Below are 17,268 nucleotides of genomic sequence, written 5' to 3'. Positions count from 1 at the left end.
CCTGCACGGCACGGCTCATTTCTGAAGCACCCTTCGTCCTCCCACTGCGAGGTGCCCATGAGTACGACCCCTCCGCCCCAGGCCCTGACCGAACACCCCGGAACCGAGGAAAGCGCCCTGGATGACGGCGCGTTGGGCTGGCTGCGCGCCCTCGGGCCGCGCGGCCGCCGCGCCTTCGCGGGCGCGTTCGGCGGCTATGCCCTGGACTCGTACGACTACTTCACGCTGCCCCTGAGCATGGTCGCGCTGGCCGCGTACTTCGGCCTGGACAGCGGTCAGACCGGCCTGTTCACGACGGTCACCCTCGTGGTCTCCGCGGTGGGCGGCGCCGTCGCGGGCGTGGTGGCGGACCGGGTCGGCCGGGTCAGGGCACTGATGATCACCGTGATCACCTACGCGGTCTTCACCGTGGCCTGCGGCTTCGCCCCCAACTACGAGACGCTGCTGGTCTTCCGCGCTCTGCAGGGCCTCGGTTTCGGCGGTGAGTGGGCGGTCGGCGCGATCCTCGTCGCCGAGTACGCGAGCGCCAGGCACCGGGGCCGTACCCTCGGCGCCGTCCAGAGTTCGTGGGCCGTGGGCTGGGCGCTGGCCGCGGTCGTGTACACCCTGGTCTTCTCGTTCGCCGGCGACGATCTGGCCTGGCGCATCATGTTCTGGACCGGCGCGCTGCCCGCGCTGCTGGTGATCTGGATGCGCCGCCGGGTGCACGACGCCCCGGAGGCGGCGGCCGTACGCGAACAGAGCACACAGAAGGGCTCGTTCACCGCGATCTTCAAACCCGGCCTGCTGCGCACGACCGTCTTCGCCGCACTCCTGTCCACCGGCGTCCAGGGCGGCTACTACACGCTCGCCACCTGGGTACCGACGTACCTGAAGACCGACCGCGGGCTGTCGGTCGTCGGCACCGGCGGGTATCTGACGTTCCTGATCTCCGGCGCCTTCCTGGGCTATCTGACCGGCGGCTACCTCACCGACCGGCTGGGCCGCAGGCGCAACATCTGGCTGTTCGCCCTGCTGTCGGCCGTGTGCATCCTGGCGTACGCGAACATCCCGCACGGCGCCAACACCCTGCTCCTGGTGCTCGGTTTCCCGCTCGGGTTCTGCATGTCGGCGATCTTCAGCGGCTTCGGCTCCTATCTGAGCGAGCTGTACCCGACGGCGGTACGGGGCACGGGACAGGGCTTCACGTACAACACCGGGCGCGCCGTGGGCGCCGTCTTCCCCACGACCGTCGGCTTCCTGGCCGACAGCTGGGGCGTGGGCGGCGCGCTGGTGTTCGGTGCGATCGGCTACGGCCTCGCGGCGCTGGCGCTGCTGGGGCTGCCGGAGACCCATGGGAAGGAACTCGCGTGAACCGTACGGAAGAGCGCCCTGTGACCGCAGTCGACGAGCACGCGCACGCGTGGAGCCCGAAAGCCGCCCGGGCTCGCTTCCGGGAAGGACTCAGCGGACCCACCGCCGGGGTGGCGGCCGGACACACCCAGGTCAATCTGATCTCGGTGCCCGCCGACTGGGCGTACGACATGCTGCTGTTCTGCCAGCGCAACCCCAAGCCCTGTCCGGTGCTCGACGTCACGGACGCCGGCTCCGCCACGACGATCCTGGCGGACGGCGCGGACCTGCGTACCGATCTGCCGCGCTACCGGGTGTGGCAGGACGGCGTGCTGGTGGACGAGCCGACGGACGTCCGCGCGCACTGGCGCGAGGACCTGGTGTCGTTCCTGATCGGCTGCAGCTTCACTTTCGAGTGGGCGCTGGCCGAGGCGGGCGTGCCGATCCGCCACGTCGAGCAGGGCCGCAACGTCCCGATGTATGTGACGAGTCGTCAGTGCCGTCCGGCGGGGCGGCTGCACGGCCCGATGGTGGTGTCCATGCGGCCGGTGCCGCCGCAGCACCTGGCGGCGGCGATCCGGGAGAGCAGTCTGCTCCCGGCAGTGCACGGCAGCCCCGTGCACTGCGGCGATCCTTCTGGGCTGGGCATCGACGACCTCGGCCGCCCCGACTTCGGCGACCCGGTGGACCTCGAACCGGACGACATCCCGGTGTTCTGGGCCTGCGGAGTGACCCCGCAGGCGGCCGTGATGGCCTCGCTCCCGCCCTTCGCCATCACACACGCACCCGGCCAGATGTTCCTGACCGACGCCCGCGACGAGCAGTACCGCGTGGCCTGAGAGAAACACGAAGGACCCATGACCTCGATCGATCTCAACGCCGACCTCGGCGAGGGCTTCGGCCGCTGGCAGCTGACCGACGACGAGCAGCTGCTGTCCGTCGTCACCAGCGCCAACGTGGCCTGCGGCTTCCACGCCGGGGACGCGGCCACCATGCGGCGGGTGTGCGACCTGGCGGCCGAGCGCGGCGTCCGGATCGGCGCCCAGGTCTCCTACCGGGACCTGGCGGGGTTCGGGCGGCGCGCGATGGACGTGCCGCCCGCGGAGCTCGCGGCCGAGGTGGCCTACCAGATCGGCGCCCTGGAGGTCTTCGCGCGCGCGGCCGGCACGCGCGTGTCGTACGTCAAGCCGCACGGCGCGCTCTACAACCGCGTCGTGCACGACGAGGAGCAGGCCGGTGCGGTCGTGGACGGCGTACGGCTCGCCGACGCCTCGCTGCCCGTCCTCGGACTGCCCGGCTCGCGCCTGCTGGAGCTCGCCGGCAAGGCGGGTATGCCGGCCGTCGCGGAGGCCTTCGCGGACCGTGCGTACACCCCGGAGGGAACGCTCGTGCCGCGCGGCCACGAGGGCGCCGTGGTCAGCGACCCGGAAGCCGTGGTGGAGCGCTCGGTGGGCCTGGCCCGCTTCGGCACGGTCACCTCGCACTCCGGTGCGCGCGTCGACGTACGCGCGCGTTCCCTGTGCCTGCACGGGGACACGCCGGGCGCCGTCGCACTCGCCCGGCGCGTCCGGGACCGCCTGCAGGAGTCGGGGATCCGGGTGGAGGCCTTCGCATGAGGGCGCTGCCCGTCGGGGACAGCGCCCTGCTCGTCGAGCTGACCTCCGGGGACGAGGCACAGGCCCTGCACGCGGAGCTGCTGCGGCGCCGTGCGGAAGGCCTGCTCACGGTGCGCGAGATCGTCCCCGCGGCCCGCACCGTCCTGCTCGACGGCCTCGACGACCCGGTCCGTCTGGCTTCCGAACTGACCGCCTCCGAGGTGCCCCCGGCTCCCCCTCGGGAACAGGCGGTCGTGGACATCCCGGTCCGCTACGACGGTCCCGACCTGGCCGACGTCGCCGCGCACTGGGGCGTCGGCGAGCGCGAAGTGGCCCGTATCCACGCGGCCACCGAGTTCAGCGTCGCCTTCTGCGGGTTCGCCCCGGGCTTCGGCTACCTCACCGGCCTGCCGCCGCGGTACGACGTCCCGCGCCGGGCCACCCCGCGCACGGCCGTCCCGGCGGGTTCGGTGGCGCTGGCGGGCCCGTACACGGGTGTGTACCCGCGCTCGTCGCCGGGCGGCTGGCAGCTGATCGGGCGCACGGACACCGTGCTGTGGGACCACGCGCGCGTGCCCGCCGCACTGTTGTCGCCCGGCACGCGCGTGCGCTTCGTCCCGGTGGGGTGCCCGTGACGGACCGCGCACTCGTCGTCGTACGCGCCGGAGCGCTCACCACGGTGCAGGACCGGGGACGCCCCGGCCACGCCCACCTCGGCGTGCCGCGCTCCGGCGCGCTCGACGCCCCGGCGGCGGCGCTCGTCAACCGGCTGGTCGGCAACCCGCCCGAGGCGGCCGTCCTGGAGACCACGGTCAACGGGTGCGCCCTGCGGCCGCGTTCGACGGCCACGCTCGCGGTCGGCGGCGCGCCCTGCCCGGTCACGGTGGACGGCCGGCCGGTGGCCTGGGGAGCCCCGGTGTGCGTGCCCGCGGGTGCGCTCCTGGAGGTCGGCACCGTCGTCTCCGGAGTACGCAGCTATGTGGCCGTCTCGGGCGGCATCACCGTCGAGCCGGTGCTCGGCAGCCGCTCGACGGACCTGCTGTCCGGCCTCGGCCCCGCACCTCTCACGGACGGCATGGTGCTCCCCCTGGGGACGCCGAAACGCGTCCACGCGCGCGTGGACTTCGCTCCGCAGCCCGCTCCTCGGGCCGAACTCGTCCTACGGGTGACGCTGGGACCGCGCGACGACTGGTTCACACAAGAGGCCTTGCGTACGTTCACGTCCCGCCCGTACCGCGTGTCCGCCGCGAGCAACCGCATCGGCCTGCGCACGGAAGGCCCCGCGCTGGAACGGGCCCTGCCGGGTGAACTCCCCAGCGAGGGCATGGTGCTGGGGGCCGTCCAGGTCCCGCCCGACGGCAGACCGGTCGTCTTCCTGGCCGACCATCCGACCACCGGGGGCTACCCGGTGATGGGCGTGGTTTGCGCCCAGGACATTCCCTCCGTGGCCCAAGCGGCACCGGGCACGCCGGTCCGCTTCATCGAGGTACGCACACGGGACCGCCGTTAGGGACCGACCTCTCATCGCCCACCCCGCGGAGCTGGGCGGCATCCGGCTGCTCCCCAACAGACACCGCAGCCAAAGCCGCCGAAACCGCAGCAGCGGCCCGCAGATCCAGCCGCGCACTGGTCCCCCGCACCCGGTGCCGCATCTCGTCGGCGGCGAGCCGCAGCAGCTGCGGCAGCAGATCCGTGCACCGCCGTGCAACCCACGCCGTACCCGCCGTGGCCAGCCACAACAGGCTCGCCGACCGCGAGGGCACGGGGAACTCCGGCTCCGGCGAAGGCGCGGGACCCGCCGCACGGGCCGCCTCCGCCAGCAGCGCGTGGAAGCGCACGGCGAGCTGCCGATGCCCCTGCTCGCCCGGGTGCAGCCGGTCCGCGCTCCACATCGCGCGGTCGGTGATCCAGGCTTCCTCGGCCGCGTGCAGATGGACGGCCCCGTAGCGGTCGGAGAGGGCGTGGACCACCCGATTGACCGCCCGTTGCCGCCGGGCCAGCGGACGGGCCAGGGAGCCGGGCAGGCCGAGCATCGAGCCGGGGTCGGGCAGACAGGCCGTGAGCAGGGTCGCCCCCTGCTCGGTGAAGGCGGCGTACACCTCGTCGAGCCGTTCGGCCACGGCGTGGATGTCGAAGGTGCAGCGCAGGGTGTCGTTGACGCCGATGACCACGGACACCACGTCCGGCTGCAGGGCGAGCCCGGCCGGCGTCTGCTGCTCCAGCACCTCCCGGGTCTGGGCACCGCTGACAGCGAGGTTGGTGAACTCCACGGGCTCCTCGGCGAGCCCGCCGGCGAGCAGTGCGGCCCAGCCGCGCCACCCGTCGCTGACGGGATCGCCCACGCCCTCGGTCAGCGAGTCCCCGAGGGCGACGAAACGCACCGGTCTCATGCCACGCCCCCGGGCACGGAACGTCGCACCGGAACCGGCGCGTCGTGCGCGGCGAGAAACGCGTCCACGGCCGTGTTCCACCCGAAGCACTCCGCACGCGCGCGTGCGGTCTCGCGTCGCTCCCGCTCGGGGAGTTCGAGCAGCATGTCGACGGCGTCCGCGAAGGCCTCCCCGTGGTCCGCGGCGACGGCTCCGGCGGAGCCGATCACCTCGGGCAGCGCGGACGAGGTGCTCACCACCACGGGCGTACCGCAGGCCATCGCCTCCAGCGCGGCGAGCCCGAAGGTCTCGGCGGGCCCGGGTGCCAGGCACACGTCGGCGGAGGCCTGGAGGGCGCCGAGCGCGCCGCGGTCGGAGACGTGCCCGAGGAAGGTGACCGGCAGCCCGCGCTCCCGCGCCCGCTGTTCGAGCCGCGGCCGCAGCGGCCCGTCCCCTGCCACCACCAGCACCGCCCGCCGGCCCCGCCGCAGCAGTGCCTCGAGGGCGTCCAGCGCCGTGCCGGGCCGCTTCTCCACCGACAGCCGGGTGCACGTCACGAGCAGCGACTCGGCCACGCGCGCGTAGCGTGCCCGCAGCCCCGGGTCGCGCAGCGCGGGATGCCGCTCGACCAGGTCGACGCCGAGCGGGGCCCGTACGACATTGCGGGCGCCGATCCGCACGAACTCCCGCTCGGCGAACTCGGTGGTGCACACCACGCGCGCGTACGTGTGTGCCGTACGCACGTTGAGCGCGTCGGCGGCGCGGCGGGCGGCCCCCTCCGGCAGCCCCCAGGTGCGCAGCACGCCGTCGGCGGTCTCGTGGGAGACCATCACGGCGGGGATGCGGGCGCGCCGCGCCCACTTGCCGGTCCAGCGCAGGGTCGTGCGGTCGGAGACCTCCAGGCGGTCGGGGGCCAGCTCCTCCAGGACCCGGGCCACCCGTCGCTTGTCGGTGAGCACGCGGTATCCGCCCGTGCCGGGCAGCAGCGGCCCGGGCAGGGTGATGACGCGGCCCTGCTCTGTGTCGCGGTCGTCGGCGCGTTCGCCGGGGACGATGAGCACGGGCTCGTGCCCTGCGGCCTGGAAGCCCTTGCCGAGTTCCCGCAGGGCGGTGCGCAGACCGCCGGAGGAGGGGGCGACGAAGTTGGCGAGTCGCACGATCCGCAGGGAGGTCATGCCGCCACCGCCGTCTTCTGGCGCGCGGCGAGCACGTCCGCGTAGTGCCCGATCAGCTGATCGCCCACGGCTGCCCAGGTGCGTCCCTCGACGGTGGCGCGGGCGGTGGCGCCGAAGGTGATCCGCCGCTCCGGGTCCGCGGCCAGGGACTGCACGGCGTCCCGTACGGCGTCCGCGTCGTGGGGCGGCACCAGCAGCCCGGTGCGCCCGTGGGCGACCAGGTCGAGGGGGCCGCCGGCGGCAGGCGCGACGACGGGGACACCGCTCGCCATGGCCTCCTGCACGGTCTGACAGAACGTCTCGAAGGGGCCGGTGTGCGCGAAGACGTCCAGCGAGGCGTAGATGCGGGCGAGTTCGTCGCCGGTGCGGCGGCCGAGGAAGACCGCGCCCGGCAGCGCCTCGGCGAGGCTCGGCTGGCTCGGACCGTCGCCCACGACCACGACCTTCACTCCGTCGAGGCCGCAGACGCCGGCCAGGAGCTCGATGTGCTTCTCGGGGGCGAGCCGGCCGACGTAGCCGACGATCAGCTCGCCGTTCGGGGCGAGTTCGCGGCGCAGGGCCTCGTCGCGCAGGTGCGGCCGGAAACGGACGGTGTCCACGCCGCGCTGCCAGAGCTTGACCCGGGGCACCTCATGGGTCTTCAGGTCGTGCATCGAGGCGCTGGAGGGGGCGAGGGTGAGGTCGGCGGCGGAGTGGACGGAGCGGATGCGCCGCCACGCCGCGGCCTCACCGGCGCCCATGTAGGTACGGGCGTATCCGGCCAGATCCGTCTGGTAGACGGCCACGGCCGGGACGCCGAGCCGGGCGGCGACCGTCATGCCGCGGACACCGAGGACGAAGGGGCTGGCCAGGTGGACGATGTCGGCCCGGTGCTCCATGACGGCCGCGGCCAGGCGGCGGCTGGGCAGGGCGACACGGACCTGGGGATAGCCCGGGAGCGGGAGGGAGGGGACACGGACGACGGGGCACGGCGCCTGGGCGTCGGGCCCGGTCCCGGCCCGGACGGCAAGAGCGGTACTGGCCGGGGCGACGACGAGCGGAAGGTGACCGCGATCTACGAGGTGCCGGGCGGTCTGGAGCGCGCAGTGGGCCACGCCGTTCACGTCGGGGGGAAAGGATTCGGTCACTATGACGACACGCATACGGGTGTTGTCGCCGGGCTGGACGTGGTCGCGTCAAAGTGGATCTTTGCGAACGATGAACGTCCCGTGAGCGTTCCTGTGCACACCCGAGCAGGTCAGGCCGTGTCCATGACCGCCTGACCCGCGGGTCATCCGCTGTTCATCCAGTGGCCCTGCCGCGGCCCGCGGAGCCCGTGTGTGGCCGGCTCAGACTGCGGGTCCCTCAGGTGCGATGCGACTTCGTACGGCGGTCTGCACTTCGGCTTCCTCGGCCGGGTCGGCGGCGAGCCGGCGGAGCTGTTCGACGACCCGTGCGTCACCGGTCTCGGCGTGCCGGGCGGCGATTTCGCGGGTGGTCTCCTCGCAGTCCCAGAGGCACTCGACGGCGAAGCCTGCGGGGAAGGAGGGGTCGGTGGCGGCCAGGGCGCGGGCGGCCCGGCCGCGGAGATGGGAGGAGGCGGTTTCGCGGTAGATATGGCGCAGTACGGGGGCTGCGCAGGCGATGCCGAGCCGGCCGGTGCCGTCCACGAGGGTCCACAGCGTGGGGGCGTCCGGCCCCTCGCCCCGTACGGCTTCGCGCAACGCCCCCAGGACGAGATCCTTGTCCCCGGTCCCCCCGCGGCAGGCGAGCATACGGCCGGCGGCGGCGCCCAGGGGGTCGGGCCGGTGGGCCCAGCCGCGGGCCCGGTCGACGGCGGCGACGCTGCGCATCCGTTCGAAGGCGTCCACGGCAGCCTCCACGACGGCCGGTGAGCCGGTGAGCACAGCCCCCTCGATCAGGTCGAGGGCGTCGGGATCATTGCTGTCGGCGAGATAGCGCAGTGCGGTGCAGCGGGCTCCGTCGGTGCCGTCCTTGGCGGCCTGCACGATCTCGGGCCGGTCCTCGGGGCCAGCGACGGCGGTCAGGCAGCGGGCGGCCGGGACATGCAGCGCCGCGCCCCGTTCGACGCCCTGCTGGGCCCACTCGAACACGGCCTGCACGCTCCACCCCGGACGGGGCCCGGATGGTCGCATCTGGCGCTGCCAGCGGTCGAAACAGCCGGTCTCCTGAGCGGCACGCACACGCGTGGCGATCGATTCGCGCGGATCCTCCGCCCACAGCCGCCACGGCCGGGGCTCGAAGGCGTCACGCACGACGGCGGCGAGTTCGGCCTCGCCCTCGGCGTCGGTGGCGAAGCGGGCCAGCACGGGTGCCGCGAGGGCCCGCAGGCCGGCGTCGTCGTCGCGCAGCGCCAGTTCGTCCAGGGCCCAGGCCCAGTTGGAGCCGGAGGCGGCGTACCTGCGCAGCAGCTGGAGCGCGTCCCGTCGGCCGTAGGAGGCGAGATGGCCGAGGACGGCCAGGGCCAGTCCCGTGCGGGACTCCTCGGTGTCGAAGACGTCCTCGACGTCGAAGAGGTGCGCCTCGATCTCGTCCAGCTCGCCGTTCAGGTCGAGGTAGAGACGGGCGTAATAGAGGGAGCGGTTCTCCACCTGCCAGTCGTGGCGGGGGTCGCGCAGCACACAGTGGTTCAGCGCCGCGAGCGCCTCGGCGCGCGGGGCGGTGAGCGCGTGCAGTGTGCCGTCGCCGCGGCCCCGCTGGAGCAGGCCGAGCAGCGTACCGCTGGGCGCTATGACCGGATCGAACATGGGAAACAGCCTCACATCAAGCGTCGACGCAACCGGGGAACACGCATTACCTGGCCGCGTGACACAACGTCGGGGCGCCCGCCGTCTCGTGCTTGCTGTAGACCATCTTCCTCTGCCTCTCGTCAGTGGCCCTCGCGGACCGCATCACGGCCCGCGCGGTGCGGCAACACCTGCCCAGCCATCGCGTCCGTGAATCACGACGTCATGATGACTCGGCACTTCGACCTGCCGCGACCGAAATTTCGGCGGCCCTGTACCGCCTCCCCCGTTTTCTGTGTTTGTGCTGGTCAGAACATTCGGATCAGTGTGCGCCGAACAACTCGAGCAGTTCCGTCTTGCCGAACATCCGCGCCGTGTCGACGGCCGACGGGGTTCCCGCGGCCGGATCGGCACCGCCCTCCAGGAGGGCCTTGATGACGTCGGTCTCGCCCTTGAAGACGGCCCCGGCGAGCGGGGTCTGGCCCCGGTCGTTGATCCGGTCGCCCTCGGCGCCCCGGGCGAGCAGGGCGCGCACCGCGTCCGCGTGTCCGTGGTAGGCGGCGAGCATCACGAGCGAGTCACCGCGGTCGTTGGTGAGGTTGGCCGGAACACCCGCGTCGACGTACGCCACGAGCGCCTCGGTCTGCCCCTGCCGGGCCAGATCGAAGATCTTGGTCGCCAGCTCCACGACCTCGGGGTCGGGGGCTTCTGTCATCGGCCGGACCGCCTCTCAATACAACCGTTCAGGTGAATCGCCAGGGTACTGGCTTCCGCGGTACATGACCCGGTGCGCCGGAGGTAAAGATCACCACAGACCAGGCAGGCCACGGGGGTTCGGCCCGGTCGGCCCGAGTCGGCTCGACCAGTTGAGGGAAATCTACCGAGATTCATCCATTTGCACCTTTAATACTATGGATACATGCTGTGATCCTGGAAGTACTCATGGTGACTGTCCCCGTGAACCAGGAGAAAAAAATGATCCTGTCCATCTCCGGCGTGGTCCTGCTCGGCATCATCGTCTTCCTGTTCTTCCGCAAGGACGGCCTGAAGGCGTCGCACGCCCTGGTCTCGGCCCTGTTCGGCTTCTACCTCGCGAGCACTGCGATCGCCCCGAGCATCAAGGCCGGCGGCGAGAGCCTCGCGAGTCTCCTCGGCGGCATCAAGTTCTGACGCCGCCCCTCCCGCCCGTACGCACCACCAGGAGAATGCAGTGGCCCGGCGCCCCCTCCCCCGCATCCTGAGCAAGGACAACGCGCAGATCGCCCGGATGCAGCTCGCCCGGAGCCGGGAGCTGGCCCGGACGGCGGCCGACAGCGCCACCGACGTCCTCCACCCGCTGATCACGCTCACCCGGGGTCTGCGCCGACTGGCGGCGGCCGGGCGGCACAAGTGGGCGGACACCCCCAAGGACCGGCGTGGGCCGCTGCTGTTCCTGGCTGCCTCCGTGATCATGGTCGTGGCACTCGTGCCGTACGGCCCCCTACTCGCCGTCATCGGCCTGATGACGGCGGCGGCCCTGCACGGCCGGGACCGCCCTCCGGCGGCGCCCGAAGGGCCGGACGAGTCCCAGGTGCAGCGCCTCAAGTCGCTGTACGAGGCCCTGATCCCGTACTTCTCGATCGCCGAGGACCCCTCCCCGCTGTACGCCTACGGCGGCGAGTGGGAGAAGGCCTTCCCCGCATACGAGTTCGACGAGTCGGGCCGTGTCACCCGGCTCGTGATCCGCTACCCGGCGTACTTCACCGACGGCGAGGCCGAGTCCCGCGCCCGGATCGAACAGCTGCTGCACGCCAAGTCGGGGCGCGGCCGCGAGTACCACTTCGCATGGGAGGAAGAGGGAAACGAGCTGACGGTCACGGTGCTGCCCCCGCTGCCCACCGACGTCGCCGCCCAGCGATTCGTCACGGCGCCGGGCGAGACGGTTCTCGGCTTCACGGACCCCACCCAGGTCCAGCGCACGCTTCCCCTCACCTACGGAGAGAACAAGCGCGACGTTCCGCCGGTCGTCTGGCGCACCGGCATCCGCTCCACCGAACCGCACCTCCTGATCATGGGCCGGCCCGGCAGCGGCACCTCGACCCTGCTGCGCTCCATCGCCGTGCAGGCGCTGCAGCACGGCGATGTCGTGATCGTCGAGGGCGGCATCGGCGAGTACGCGTGCCTGACCGGCCGGGACGGCGTTCTGGCCGTCGAGTGCGGGCTGACCGGCGCGCTGACGAGCCTCGAGTGGGCCGCCCTCGAGACGGAGCGCCGTCTGATCGCCGCGAACCGCGCCCGTCAGGCCGGGCAGCCGCCTCCGGAGGACACCAGGCGTCCCCTGTGGCTCCTCCTGGACCGCCCGAGCGCCTTCACCCACCTCGCCGCCGCGGACGGCCGTGAGGACCCGCAGTCCCTGCTCCAGGTCCCGCTCCGGCACGGCCGCGCGGTGAATGTGACGGTCGTGGTGGGCGAGCAGTTCGACCACGCCGAAGCGCTGAGCGACGACGTACGGCAGCACACACGCGCGCGTGTCGTGCTGGGTCCCGCCACGGCGGAGCAGCTGTCAGGCGTCCTGGGTGCCGTTCCGTCCACCACTCCGGCCGCCGAGGTCCCGCCCGGCCGCGGCTACGCCCGTCTCGGCACGGGCCCGGTGCTCCGGCTTCAGGTGCCGTCGACTCCGGACCCGTACGACGACACGGCGAGCGACGCGCACCGCAAGGCGGTGCTGGCGCTGCTGCCGCCGCGGACCACGCCGGCCGACCAGGAGTCCGCCGAGGCCAAGCCGTTCGAGTCCATTCCGACCGAGGTTGTGCCGGTCGAGTCCGTGCCGATCGAGGCCGTGCCCATCGACGAGGAGCCGGCCGAGGTGAAGGCGGTCCCCGCGGAGGCCATGGCGGCGGAGGCGCAGTAGGTTCCCACGCCGGATGCCGCAGTGCTGGAGAACGGCCCCTGACCGCAGCTACGCCACGAACGTCCGCGGCGACTCCCCGCCCCCCGACGCCCCGCTCTGCACCAGCCGGGCCGCCGCGGCCAGCCGCATCGCCGCCTCGTCGGCCAGCGCACCGCCCACGGTGAACGGCAGCCGCACATACCCCTCGAAGGCACCGTCGACCCCGAAGCGCGGCCCGGACGGCACCCGCACCCCGACCCGCTCCCCCACCTCCGCGAGCCGGGAGCCCGACAGCCCTCCGGTCCGCACCCACAGCGTCAGTCCGCCCCGCGGGACCTCGAACTCCCAGTCGGGCAGCTCCCGCCGCACCGCGGTGACCAGCGCGTCCCTGTTCTCCCGGGCCTGGCTGCGCCGCACTTCCACGGCCTCCTCCCAACCTCCCGTGCTGAACAGCCAGTTCACGGCGAGCTGCTCCAGCACGGGGGTGCCCAGATCGGCGTACGCGCGCGCGGCGACCAGGCTGCGGATCACATCCGGTGCCGCGCGCACCCAGCCGATGCGCATCCCCGCCCAGAAGGCCTTGCTGGCCGATCCGACGGTGATCACCGTGGACCCGGCCGGGTCGAAGCCGCACACGGGCCGCGGCATCTCGACCCCTTCGTCCAGCCACAGCTCGCTCATCGTCTCGTCGGCGATCAGCACGGTCCCCGCCGACCTGGCCGCCTCCACGAGCTGACGCCGCTGGTCGTCGTCGGCTAGGGCGCCGGTCGGATTGTGGAAGTCGGCGACGATGTAGGCGATCCGGGGTGCGGCCTCGCGCAGCACCTGCCGCCAGCGGTCCAGGTCCCAGCCGGCCAGGCCCTCGGCCATCGCCACGGGCACCAGCCGCGCCCCCGCCTCCCGCATCAGCTGGAGGATGTTGGCGTACGACGGCGACTCGACGGCGACGCGCTCGCCCCGGCCCGCGAAGAGGTGACAGATCGCGTCGATCGCCCCCATGGCTCCCGTCGTCACCATGATCTGCTCGGGCATCGTCGGGATCCCGCGCGCGGTGTACCGGTCCGCGATCATCGAACGCAGCGCGGGCAGCCCGGCCGGGTAGTCGCCGTGCGTGTGGGCGTACGGCGGCAGTTCCTCCAGGGCGCCCTGGACAGCACGGGTCAGCCATGGCTCGGGCGCGGGGAGCGCCGCGGTGCCCAGGTCGATCATCGAGCCCAGGGCCTCGGGCGGCAGGGGCTCCAGACCGCGGGCGGGGAGCGGGTTTCCGGCCGGAACGGCGGTCCAGCTGCCCGCGCCGCGCCGGGACTCCAGGAATCCCTCGGTGCGCAGCGCCTCGTAGGCCGCCGCGACCGTCGTACGGCTGACGGACAGCGCCAGGGCCAGCTCGCGCTCTGCGGGCAGCCGGGCGGCCACCGGAACGCGGCCCTCCAGGACCAGCAGCCGGATGCCGTCGGCCAGGGCACGGTAGGCGGGCGGGCGGCGGGTGCCGGGGCCGGCCGGGCGGTCCTGCTGGGAGTTGAGCAGCCGGGCGAGCTGCGCCGCCCCCATCGCCGAAGTCCACGTCGCCATGGAAATCAGTCCACCTTCCCCGGATTGGCCATGGATGAAGCTTCCACCCAAGCCACAGGGTGTCACGAACCAGGCCGCTGCGACCACAGGGGGGCACCTCTTGTCCACGAAGAACCGTCTCGGGCGACGGTTGATCCAGCTCTACGTCGGTCTCGCGCTGTACGGCGTGAGTTCCGCACTCCTCGTGGAGGCGGGCCTGGGACTGGAACCCTGGGGGGTGCTGCACCAGGGCTTGGCCAGGCTCACCGGCCTGACCATCGGTGTCGTGTCGATCGTCGTGGGCGCGGCGGTACTGCTGCTGTGGATCCCGCTGCGCCAGCGCCCGGGCCTCGGCACGGTCTCCAATGTCTTCATGATCGGCCTCGCCATGGACGGCACGCTCGCCCTCGTCCCGGCCGTGCACTCCCTGGCCGCCCGGATCCCTCTCCTGTTGGCCGGCATCCTGCTCAACGGCGTGGCCACCGGGCTCTACATCTCCGCCCGTTTCGGGCCGGGCCCACGGGACGGGCTGATGACGGGCCTGCACCGGCGCACCGGCCGCTCGATCCGGCTGATGCGGACGGCGATCGAGGTGACGGTCGTGGCGACGGGCTTCACCCTCGGCGGCACCGTCGGCATCGGCACGGTCCTCTATGCGGTGTCGATCGGCCCGCTCGCCCAGCTCTTCCTGCGGGTGTTCGACGTCCCGTCGGCATCCGGCGGCAGCACGGTCGTTGCCGAAGGGCAACCCCACAGGGCCATACTTCGACGGTGACCACGCGGATACGCCACCCCTATCTCGACCATCCCGGCCCGATCCCCTTCGCCCACCGCGGCGGGGCCGCGGACGGCCTGGAGAACACCGTGCTGCAGTTCCGGCGGGCGGTGGAGGCGGGCTACCGCTACATCGAGACCGACGTGCACACCACGGCGGACGGCAAGCTGGTCGCCTTCCACGACTCGACGCTGGACCGGATGACGGACGGCGCCGGGCGCATAGCCGACCTGCCGTGGCAGGACGTGCGCCACGCGCGCGTGGCGGGCAAGGAGCCGGTGCCGCTCTTCGAGGAGCTGCTGGAGACCTTCCCCGAGGTGCGCTGGAACGTCGATCTGAAGGCGGAGTCCTCGCTGCACCCCTTCCTGGAGCTGATCGAGCGCACGCACGCGTGGGACCGGATCTGCGTCGGCTCCTTCTCCGAGGCGCGGGTGGTGCGTGCCCAGCGGCTGGCCGGTCCACGCCTGGCGACGTCGTACGGCACGCGTGGCGTGCTCAACCTCCGGCTGCGCTCCTGGGGCGTCCCGGCCGCACTGCGCGCCTCCGCGGTCGCCGCGCAGGTGCCCGAGGCGCAGTCCGGCATCCAGGTCGTCGACCACCGCTTCGTCCGCGCCGCCCACGCGCGCGGGCTGCAGGTGCACGTGTGGACCATCAACGATCCCGATCGCATGCACCGGCTCCTGGACCTGGGAGTCGATGGCATCATGACCGATCACATCGACACGTTGCGCAAGGTCATGGAAGAACGCGGCGTCTGGTCCTGAGTGCCCGGCCCCCGCCCCCGAGCCTTCGCACGGCACTTCAGCGGGGAAGCGAGGGCACGGGTGAGCACCGACACCGTGCGTACGGACGTCATCGACCGGCAGCGCGAGCAGCGTGGCTGGTACTTCTACGACTGGGCCTGCTCCGTCTACTCGACGAGCGTGCTCACCGTGTTCCTGGGCCCCTATCTGACGGCGGTGGCCAAGTCGGCGGCGGACTCGGACGGTTTCGTGCATCCGCTGGGCGTCCCGGTGCGTGCCGGGTCGTTCTTCGCGTACTGCGTCTCCGCGTCCGTGATCGTGTCGATCCTCGTGATGCCGCTGGTGGGCGCGGCCGCCGACCGCACGGGACGGAAGAAGCCGCTGCTCGCCGCCTGCGCCTATGTGGGCGCGACGGCCACCACGGGCCTGTTCTTCCTGTCCGGGGACCGCTATCTGCTGGGCGGCCTCCTGCTGATCGTCGCCAACTCGTCCGTGGCCGTCTCGATGGTCGTCTACAACTCCTACCTGCCGCAGATCGCACCGCCCGAGGACCGCGACCGGGTCTCCTCGCGCGGCTGGGCCTTCGGCTACGCGGCCGGCTCCTCGATGCTGATCGTGAACCTGGTGCTGTTCACCGGTCACGACTCCTTCGGCGTCTCCGAGTCGACAGCGGTCCGCATCTGCCTGGCCTCCGCCGGCCTGTGGTGGGGTGCCTTCACCCTCGTACCGCTGAAGCGACTGCGCGACCGCCGTACGACGTCCTCGGCGCCCGCGGTGCACGGCTGGCGGCAGCTGGCGTCCACCGTCCGGGACATGCGCGGCAAACCGCTCACCCTGGGCTTCCTGCTCGCCTACCTGATCTACAACGACGGCATTCAGACGGTGATCTCCCAGGCATCGGTGTACGGCTCCCAGGAGCTGGGCCTGAGCCAGTCCACGCTCATCACGGCCGTGCTGATGGTCCAGGTGCTGGCGGTGGCGGGCGCGCTCGGGATGGGCAGGCTGGCCCGGACGTACGGAGCCAAGCGCACCATCCTCGGCTCGCTGGTGGCGTGGACGGTGACCTTGGCGGCGGGGTACTTCCTGCCGACCGGGGCGCCGGTGTGGTTCTTCGTGCTGGCGGCCGGGATCGGCCTCGTACTGGGCGGCAGCCAGGCCCTGTCCCGCTCCCTGTTCTCGCATCTGGTCCCGCCCGGCAAGGAGGCCGAGTACTTCTCGGCGTACGAGATGAGCGACCGGGGCATGAGCTGGCTCGGACCCCTTCTGTTCGGGATCACCTACCAGCTGACCGGAAGTTATCGCGACGCGATCATCTCGCTCGTGGCCTTCTTCGTCATCGGATTTGCCCTGCTCGCACGGGTTCCGGTGCGGCAGGCGATCCTGGATGCGGGCAATCCGGTTCCCGAAAGGATTTAGCACTCACGGCCAAAGGGCTGTAGTGTACGCGTTTGGCCTGCCAGGCGTACCGTTACTGCGCGTCAAAGATGCCGAAACGCTGGGTGACATCTGCTAGCAGATGTGACAAACCGGGCGCTGGTGGGTACAACAAGGGGCGGCTACGACGGCGACGCATGACCCGGAACGGGACACGGAACGGGAATCTTTACCGCCGACCGGACGTTGACCGGATGACGACGACAGCGACACCTGTCCTGTGGGCGACAAGCCCGGGAGGCACGATTCATGAGTGAGCGAGCTCTTCGCGGCACGCGCCTCGTGGTGACCAGCTACGAGACGGACCGCGGCATCGACCTGGCCCCGCGCCAGGCCGTGGAGTACGCATGCGAGAAGGGGCACCGGTTCGAGATGCCCTTCTCGGTCGAGGCGGAGATCCCGCCGGAGTGGGAGTGCAAGGTCTGCGGGGCCCAGGCACTCCTCGTTGACGGCGACGGCCCTGAGGAAAAGAAGGCCAAGCCCGCGCGTACGCATTGGGACATGCTGATGGAGCGGCGCACCCGCGAGGAACTCGAAGAGGTCCTCGAGGAGCGTCTGGCCGTTCTCCGTTCGGGCGCGATGAACATCGCGGTTCACCCGCGGGACAGCCGCAAGTCGGCCTAGTTCCTGCCGGGGTCGGGCGGACCAACTACGCCCGCAGTCGTGTGTCCTGCCGCGTTCTCAGTGGGTCAGCGGCGGTCG

At 72.1% G+C, this 17,268-nt stretch carries 17 protein-coding genes; 11 read left to right on the top strand and 6 right to left on the bottom strand.

The genetic code is table 11. The annotated features are described in order from the left end of the window. The first annotated feature begins 57 nt into the window (after positions 1-57). The 5 genes from ABD355_RS39090 to ABD355_RS39070 are packed head-to-tail and all read left to right on the top strand — an operon-like array spanning position 58 to position 4,437. Entirely contained in the window at positions 58-1,353 is a 1,296-nt protein-coding gene (locus tag ABD355_RS39090; RefSeq protein ID WP_344405873.1) for an MFS transporter, read from the top strand. Then, positions 1,350-2,171, top strand: a complete 822-nt coding sequence (locus tag ABD355_RS39085) for a putative hydro-lyase (protein ID WP_344405872.1) — start codon at positions 1,350-1,352, stop codon at positions 2,169-2,171. Before ABD355_RS39090 ends, ABD355_RS39085 begins: the two co-directional genes overlap by 4 nt. Before the next feature lie 18 nt (positions 2,172-2,189). Continuing rightward, positions 2,190-2,948, top strand: coding sequence for a LamB/YcsF family protein (locus ABD355_RS39080; protein ID WP_344405871.1), 759 nt, complete (start codon positions 2,190-2,192; stop codon positions 2,946-2,948). Then, positions 2,945-3,562 carry a 5-oxoprolinase subunit PxpB gene (pxpB, locus tag ABD355_RS39075; RefSeq protein WP_344405870.1) on the top strand — a complete coding sequence of 206 codons (618 nt, stop codon included), beginning with the start codon at positions 2,945-2,947 and terminating at the stop codon, positions 3,560-3,562. The genes ABD355_RS39080 and pxpB overlap by 4 nt, the downstream gene beginning before the upstream one ends. After that, positions 3,559-4,437 carry a 5-oxoprolinase subunit C family protein gene (locus ABD355_RS39070; RefSeq protein WP_344405869.1) on the top strand — a complete coding sequence of 293 codons (879 nt, stop codon included), beginning with the start codon at positions 3,559-3,561 and terminating at the stop codon, positions 4,435-4,437. Before pxpB ends, ABD355_RS39070 begins: the two co-directional genes overlap by 4 nt. On the opposite strand, the gene ABD355_RS39065 is transcribed toward ABD355_RS39070, so the two are convergent. From ABD355_RS39065 to ABD355_RS39045, 5 genes are all read right to left on the bottom strand, one after another. After that, a complete protein-coding gene (locus tag ABD355_RS39065) occupies positions 4,406-5,317 on the bottom strand; it encodes an SGNH/GDSL hydrolase family protein (RefSeq protein WP_344405868.1) in 912 nt (303 codons plus the stop codon). The genes ABD355_RS39070 and ABD355_RS39065 overlap by 32 nt on opposite strands. Continuing rightward, on the bottom strand, positions 5,314-6,471 hold the full coding sequence (locus ABD355_RS39060; protein WP_344405867.1) for a glycosyltransferase: 1,158 nt from the start codon (positions 6,469-6,471) through the stop codon (positions 5,314-5,316). The genes ABD355_RS39065 and ABD355_RS39060 overlap by 4 nt, the downstream gene beginning before the upstream one ends. Next, the gene (locus ABD355_RS39055; RefSeq protein ID WP_344405865.1) at positions 6,468-7,613 is read right to left on the bottom strand and encodes a glycosyltransferase family 4 protein; all 1,146 of its coding nucleotides are present in this window, start codon (positions 7,611-7,613) and stop codon (positions 6,468-6,470) included. The genes ABD355_RS39060 and ABD355_RS39055 overlap by 4 nt, the downstream gene beginning before the upstream one ends. A gap of 186 nt (positions 7,614-7,799) precedes the next feature. Further along, positions 7,800-9,218 (bottom strand): HEAT repeat domain-containing protein, encoded by a 1,419-nt coding sequence (locus ABD355_RS39050; RefSeq protein WP_344405864.1) that lies wholly within the window; start codon positions 9,216-9,218, stop codon positions 7,800-7,802. A gap of 301 nt (positions 9,219-9,519) precedes the next feature. After that, complete coding sequence (locus ABD355_RS39045; RefSeq protein ID WP_123963814.1) at positions 9,520-9,912, bottom strand: ankyrin repeat domain-containing protein; 393 nt, start codon at positions 9,910-9,912, stop codon at positions 9,520-9,522. 260 nt (positions 9,913-10,172) lie between these two features. Between ABD355_RS39045 and ABD355_RS39040 the strand changes: the two genes are divergently transcribed. Together ABD355_RS39040 and ABD355_RS39035 are read left to right on the top strand one after the other, a co-directional pair. Then, entirely contained in the window at positions 10,173-10,367 is a 195-nt protein-coding gene (locus tag ABD355_RS39040; RefSeq protein ID WP_016434155.1) for a hypothetical protein, read from the top strand. A gap of 40 nt (positions 10,368-10,407) precedes the next feature. Next, a complete protein-coding gene (locus tag ABD355_RS39035; RefSeq protein WP_344405863.1) occupies positions 10,408-12,087 on the top strand; it encodes an ATP-binding protein in 1,680 nt (559 codons plus the stop codon). A gap of 48 nt (positions 12,088-12,135) precedes the next feature. Here ABD355_RS39035 and ABD355_RS39030 read toward each other — a convergent pair whose 3' ends face one another. Beyond that, positions 12,136-13,635 (bottom strand): SCO1417 family PLP biosynthesis transcription factor, encoded by a 1,500-nt coding sequence (locus ABD355_RS39030; protein WP_344405862.1) that lies wholly within the window; start codon positions 13,633-13,635, stop codon positions 12,136-12,138. Between the two features lie 100 nt (positions 13,636-13,735). Between ABD355_RS39030 and yczE the strand changes: the two genes are divergently transcribed. From yczE to ABD355_RS39010, 4 genes are all read left to right on the top strand, one after another. Next, complete coding sequence (yczE, locus tag ABD355_RS39025; RefSeq protein WP_344405860.1) at positions 13,736-14,389, top strand: membrane protein YczE; 654 nt, start codon at positions 13,736-13,738, stop codon at positions 14,387-14,389. Then, a complete protein-coding gene (locus tag ABD355_RS39020) occupies positions 14,386-15,153 on the top strand; it encodes a glycerophosphodiester phosphodiesterase family protein (protein WP_344405858.1) in 768 nt (255 codons plus the stop codon). The genes yczE and ABD355_RS39020 overlap by 4 nt, the downstream gene beginning before the upstream one ends. Before the next feature lie 60 nt (positions 15,154-15,213). Continuing rightward, entirely contained in the window at positions 15,214-16,548 is a 1,335-nt protein-coding gene (locus ABD355_RS39015; protein ID WP_344405856.1) for an MFS transporter, read from the top strand. A 267-nt stretch (positions 16,549-16,815) separates the two neighbouring features. After that, positions 16,816-17,190, top strand: coding sequence for an RNA polymerase-binding protein RbpA (locus tag ABD355_RS39010; protein ID WP_003977404.1), 375 nt, complete (start codon positions 16,816-16,818; stop codon positions 17,188-17,190). The last annotated feature ends 78 nt before the right edge of the window (positions 17,191-17,268 follow it).

This window comes from Streptomyces longisporus (assembly GCF_039532765.1).
In the GTDB taxonomy this organism is placed as follows: Bacteria; Actinomycetota; Actinomycetes; order Streptomycetales; family Streptomycetaceae; genus Streptomyces; species Streptomyces longisporus.
The sequence above is the reverse complement of the archived record's forward strand: the minus strand, read 5'-3'. Positions and strand labels throughout refer to the sequence as shown.

Excerpts from the sequence above, each read along its gene's own strand:
- ABD355_RS39045 (WP_123963814.1), bottom strand. The coding sequence starts at position 9,912 with ATGACAGAAGCCCCCGACCCCGAGGTCGTGGAGCTGGCGACCAAGATC.
- ABD355_RS39060 (WP_344405867.1), bottom strand. The coding sequence starts at position 6,471 with ATGACCTCCCTGCGGATCGTGCGACTCGCCAACTTCGTCGCCCCCTCC.
- pxpB (WP_344405870.1), top strand. The coding sequence starts at position 2,945 with ATGAGGGCGCTGCCCGTCGGGGACAGCGCCCTGCTCGTCGAGCTGACC.
- ABD355_RS39080 (WP_344405871.1), top strand. The coding sequence starts at position 2,190 with ATGACCTCGATCGATCTCAACGCCGACCTCGGCGAGGGCTTCGGCCGC.
- ABD355_RS39040 (WP_016434155.1), top strand. The coding sequence starts at position 10,173 with ATGATCCTGTCCATCTCCGGCGTGGTCCTGCTCGGCATCATCGTCTTC.
- ABD355_RS39090 (WP_344405873.1), top strand. The coding sequence starts at position 58 with ATGAGTACGACCCCTCCGCCCCAGGCCCTGACCGAACACCCCGGAACC.
- ABD355_RS39065 (WP_344405868.1), bottom strand. The coding sequence starts at position 5,317 with ATGAGACCGGTGCGTTTCGTCGCCCTCGGGGACTCGCTGACCGAGGGC.
- ABD355_RS39010 (WP_003977404.1), top strand. The coding sequence starts at position 16,816 with ATGAGTGAGCGAGCTCTTCGCGGCACGCGCCTCGTGGTGACCAGCTAC.
- ABD355_RS39055 (WP_344405865.1), bottom strand. The coding sequence starts at position 7,613 with ATGCGTGTCGTCATAGTGACCGAATCCTTTCCCCCCGACGTGAACGGC.
- ABD355_RS39050 (WP_344405864.1), bottom strand. The coding sequence starts at position 9,218 with ATGTTCGATCCGGTCATAGCGCCCAGCGGTACGCTGCTCGGCCTGCTC.
- ABD355_RS39030 (WP_344405862.1), bottom strand. The coding sequence starts at position 13,635 with ATGGCGACGTGGACTTCGGCGATGGGGGCGGCGCAGCTCGCCCGGCTG.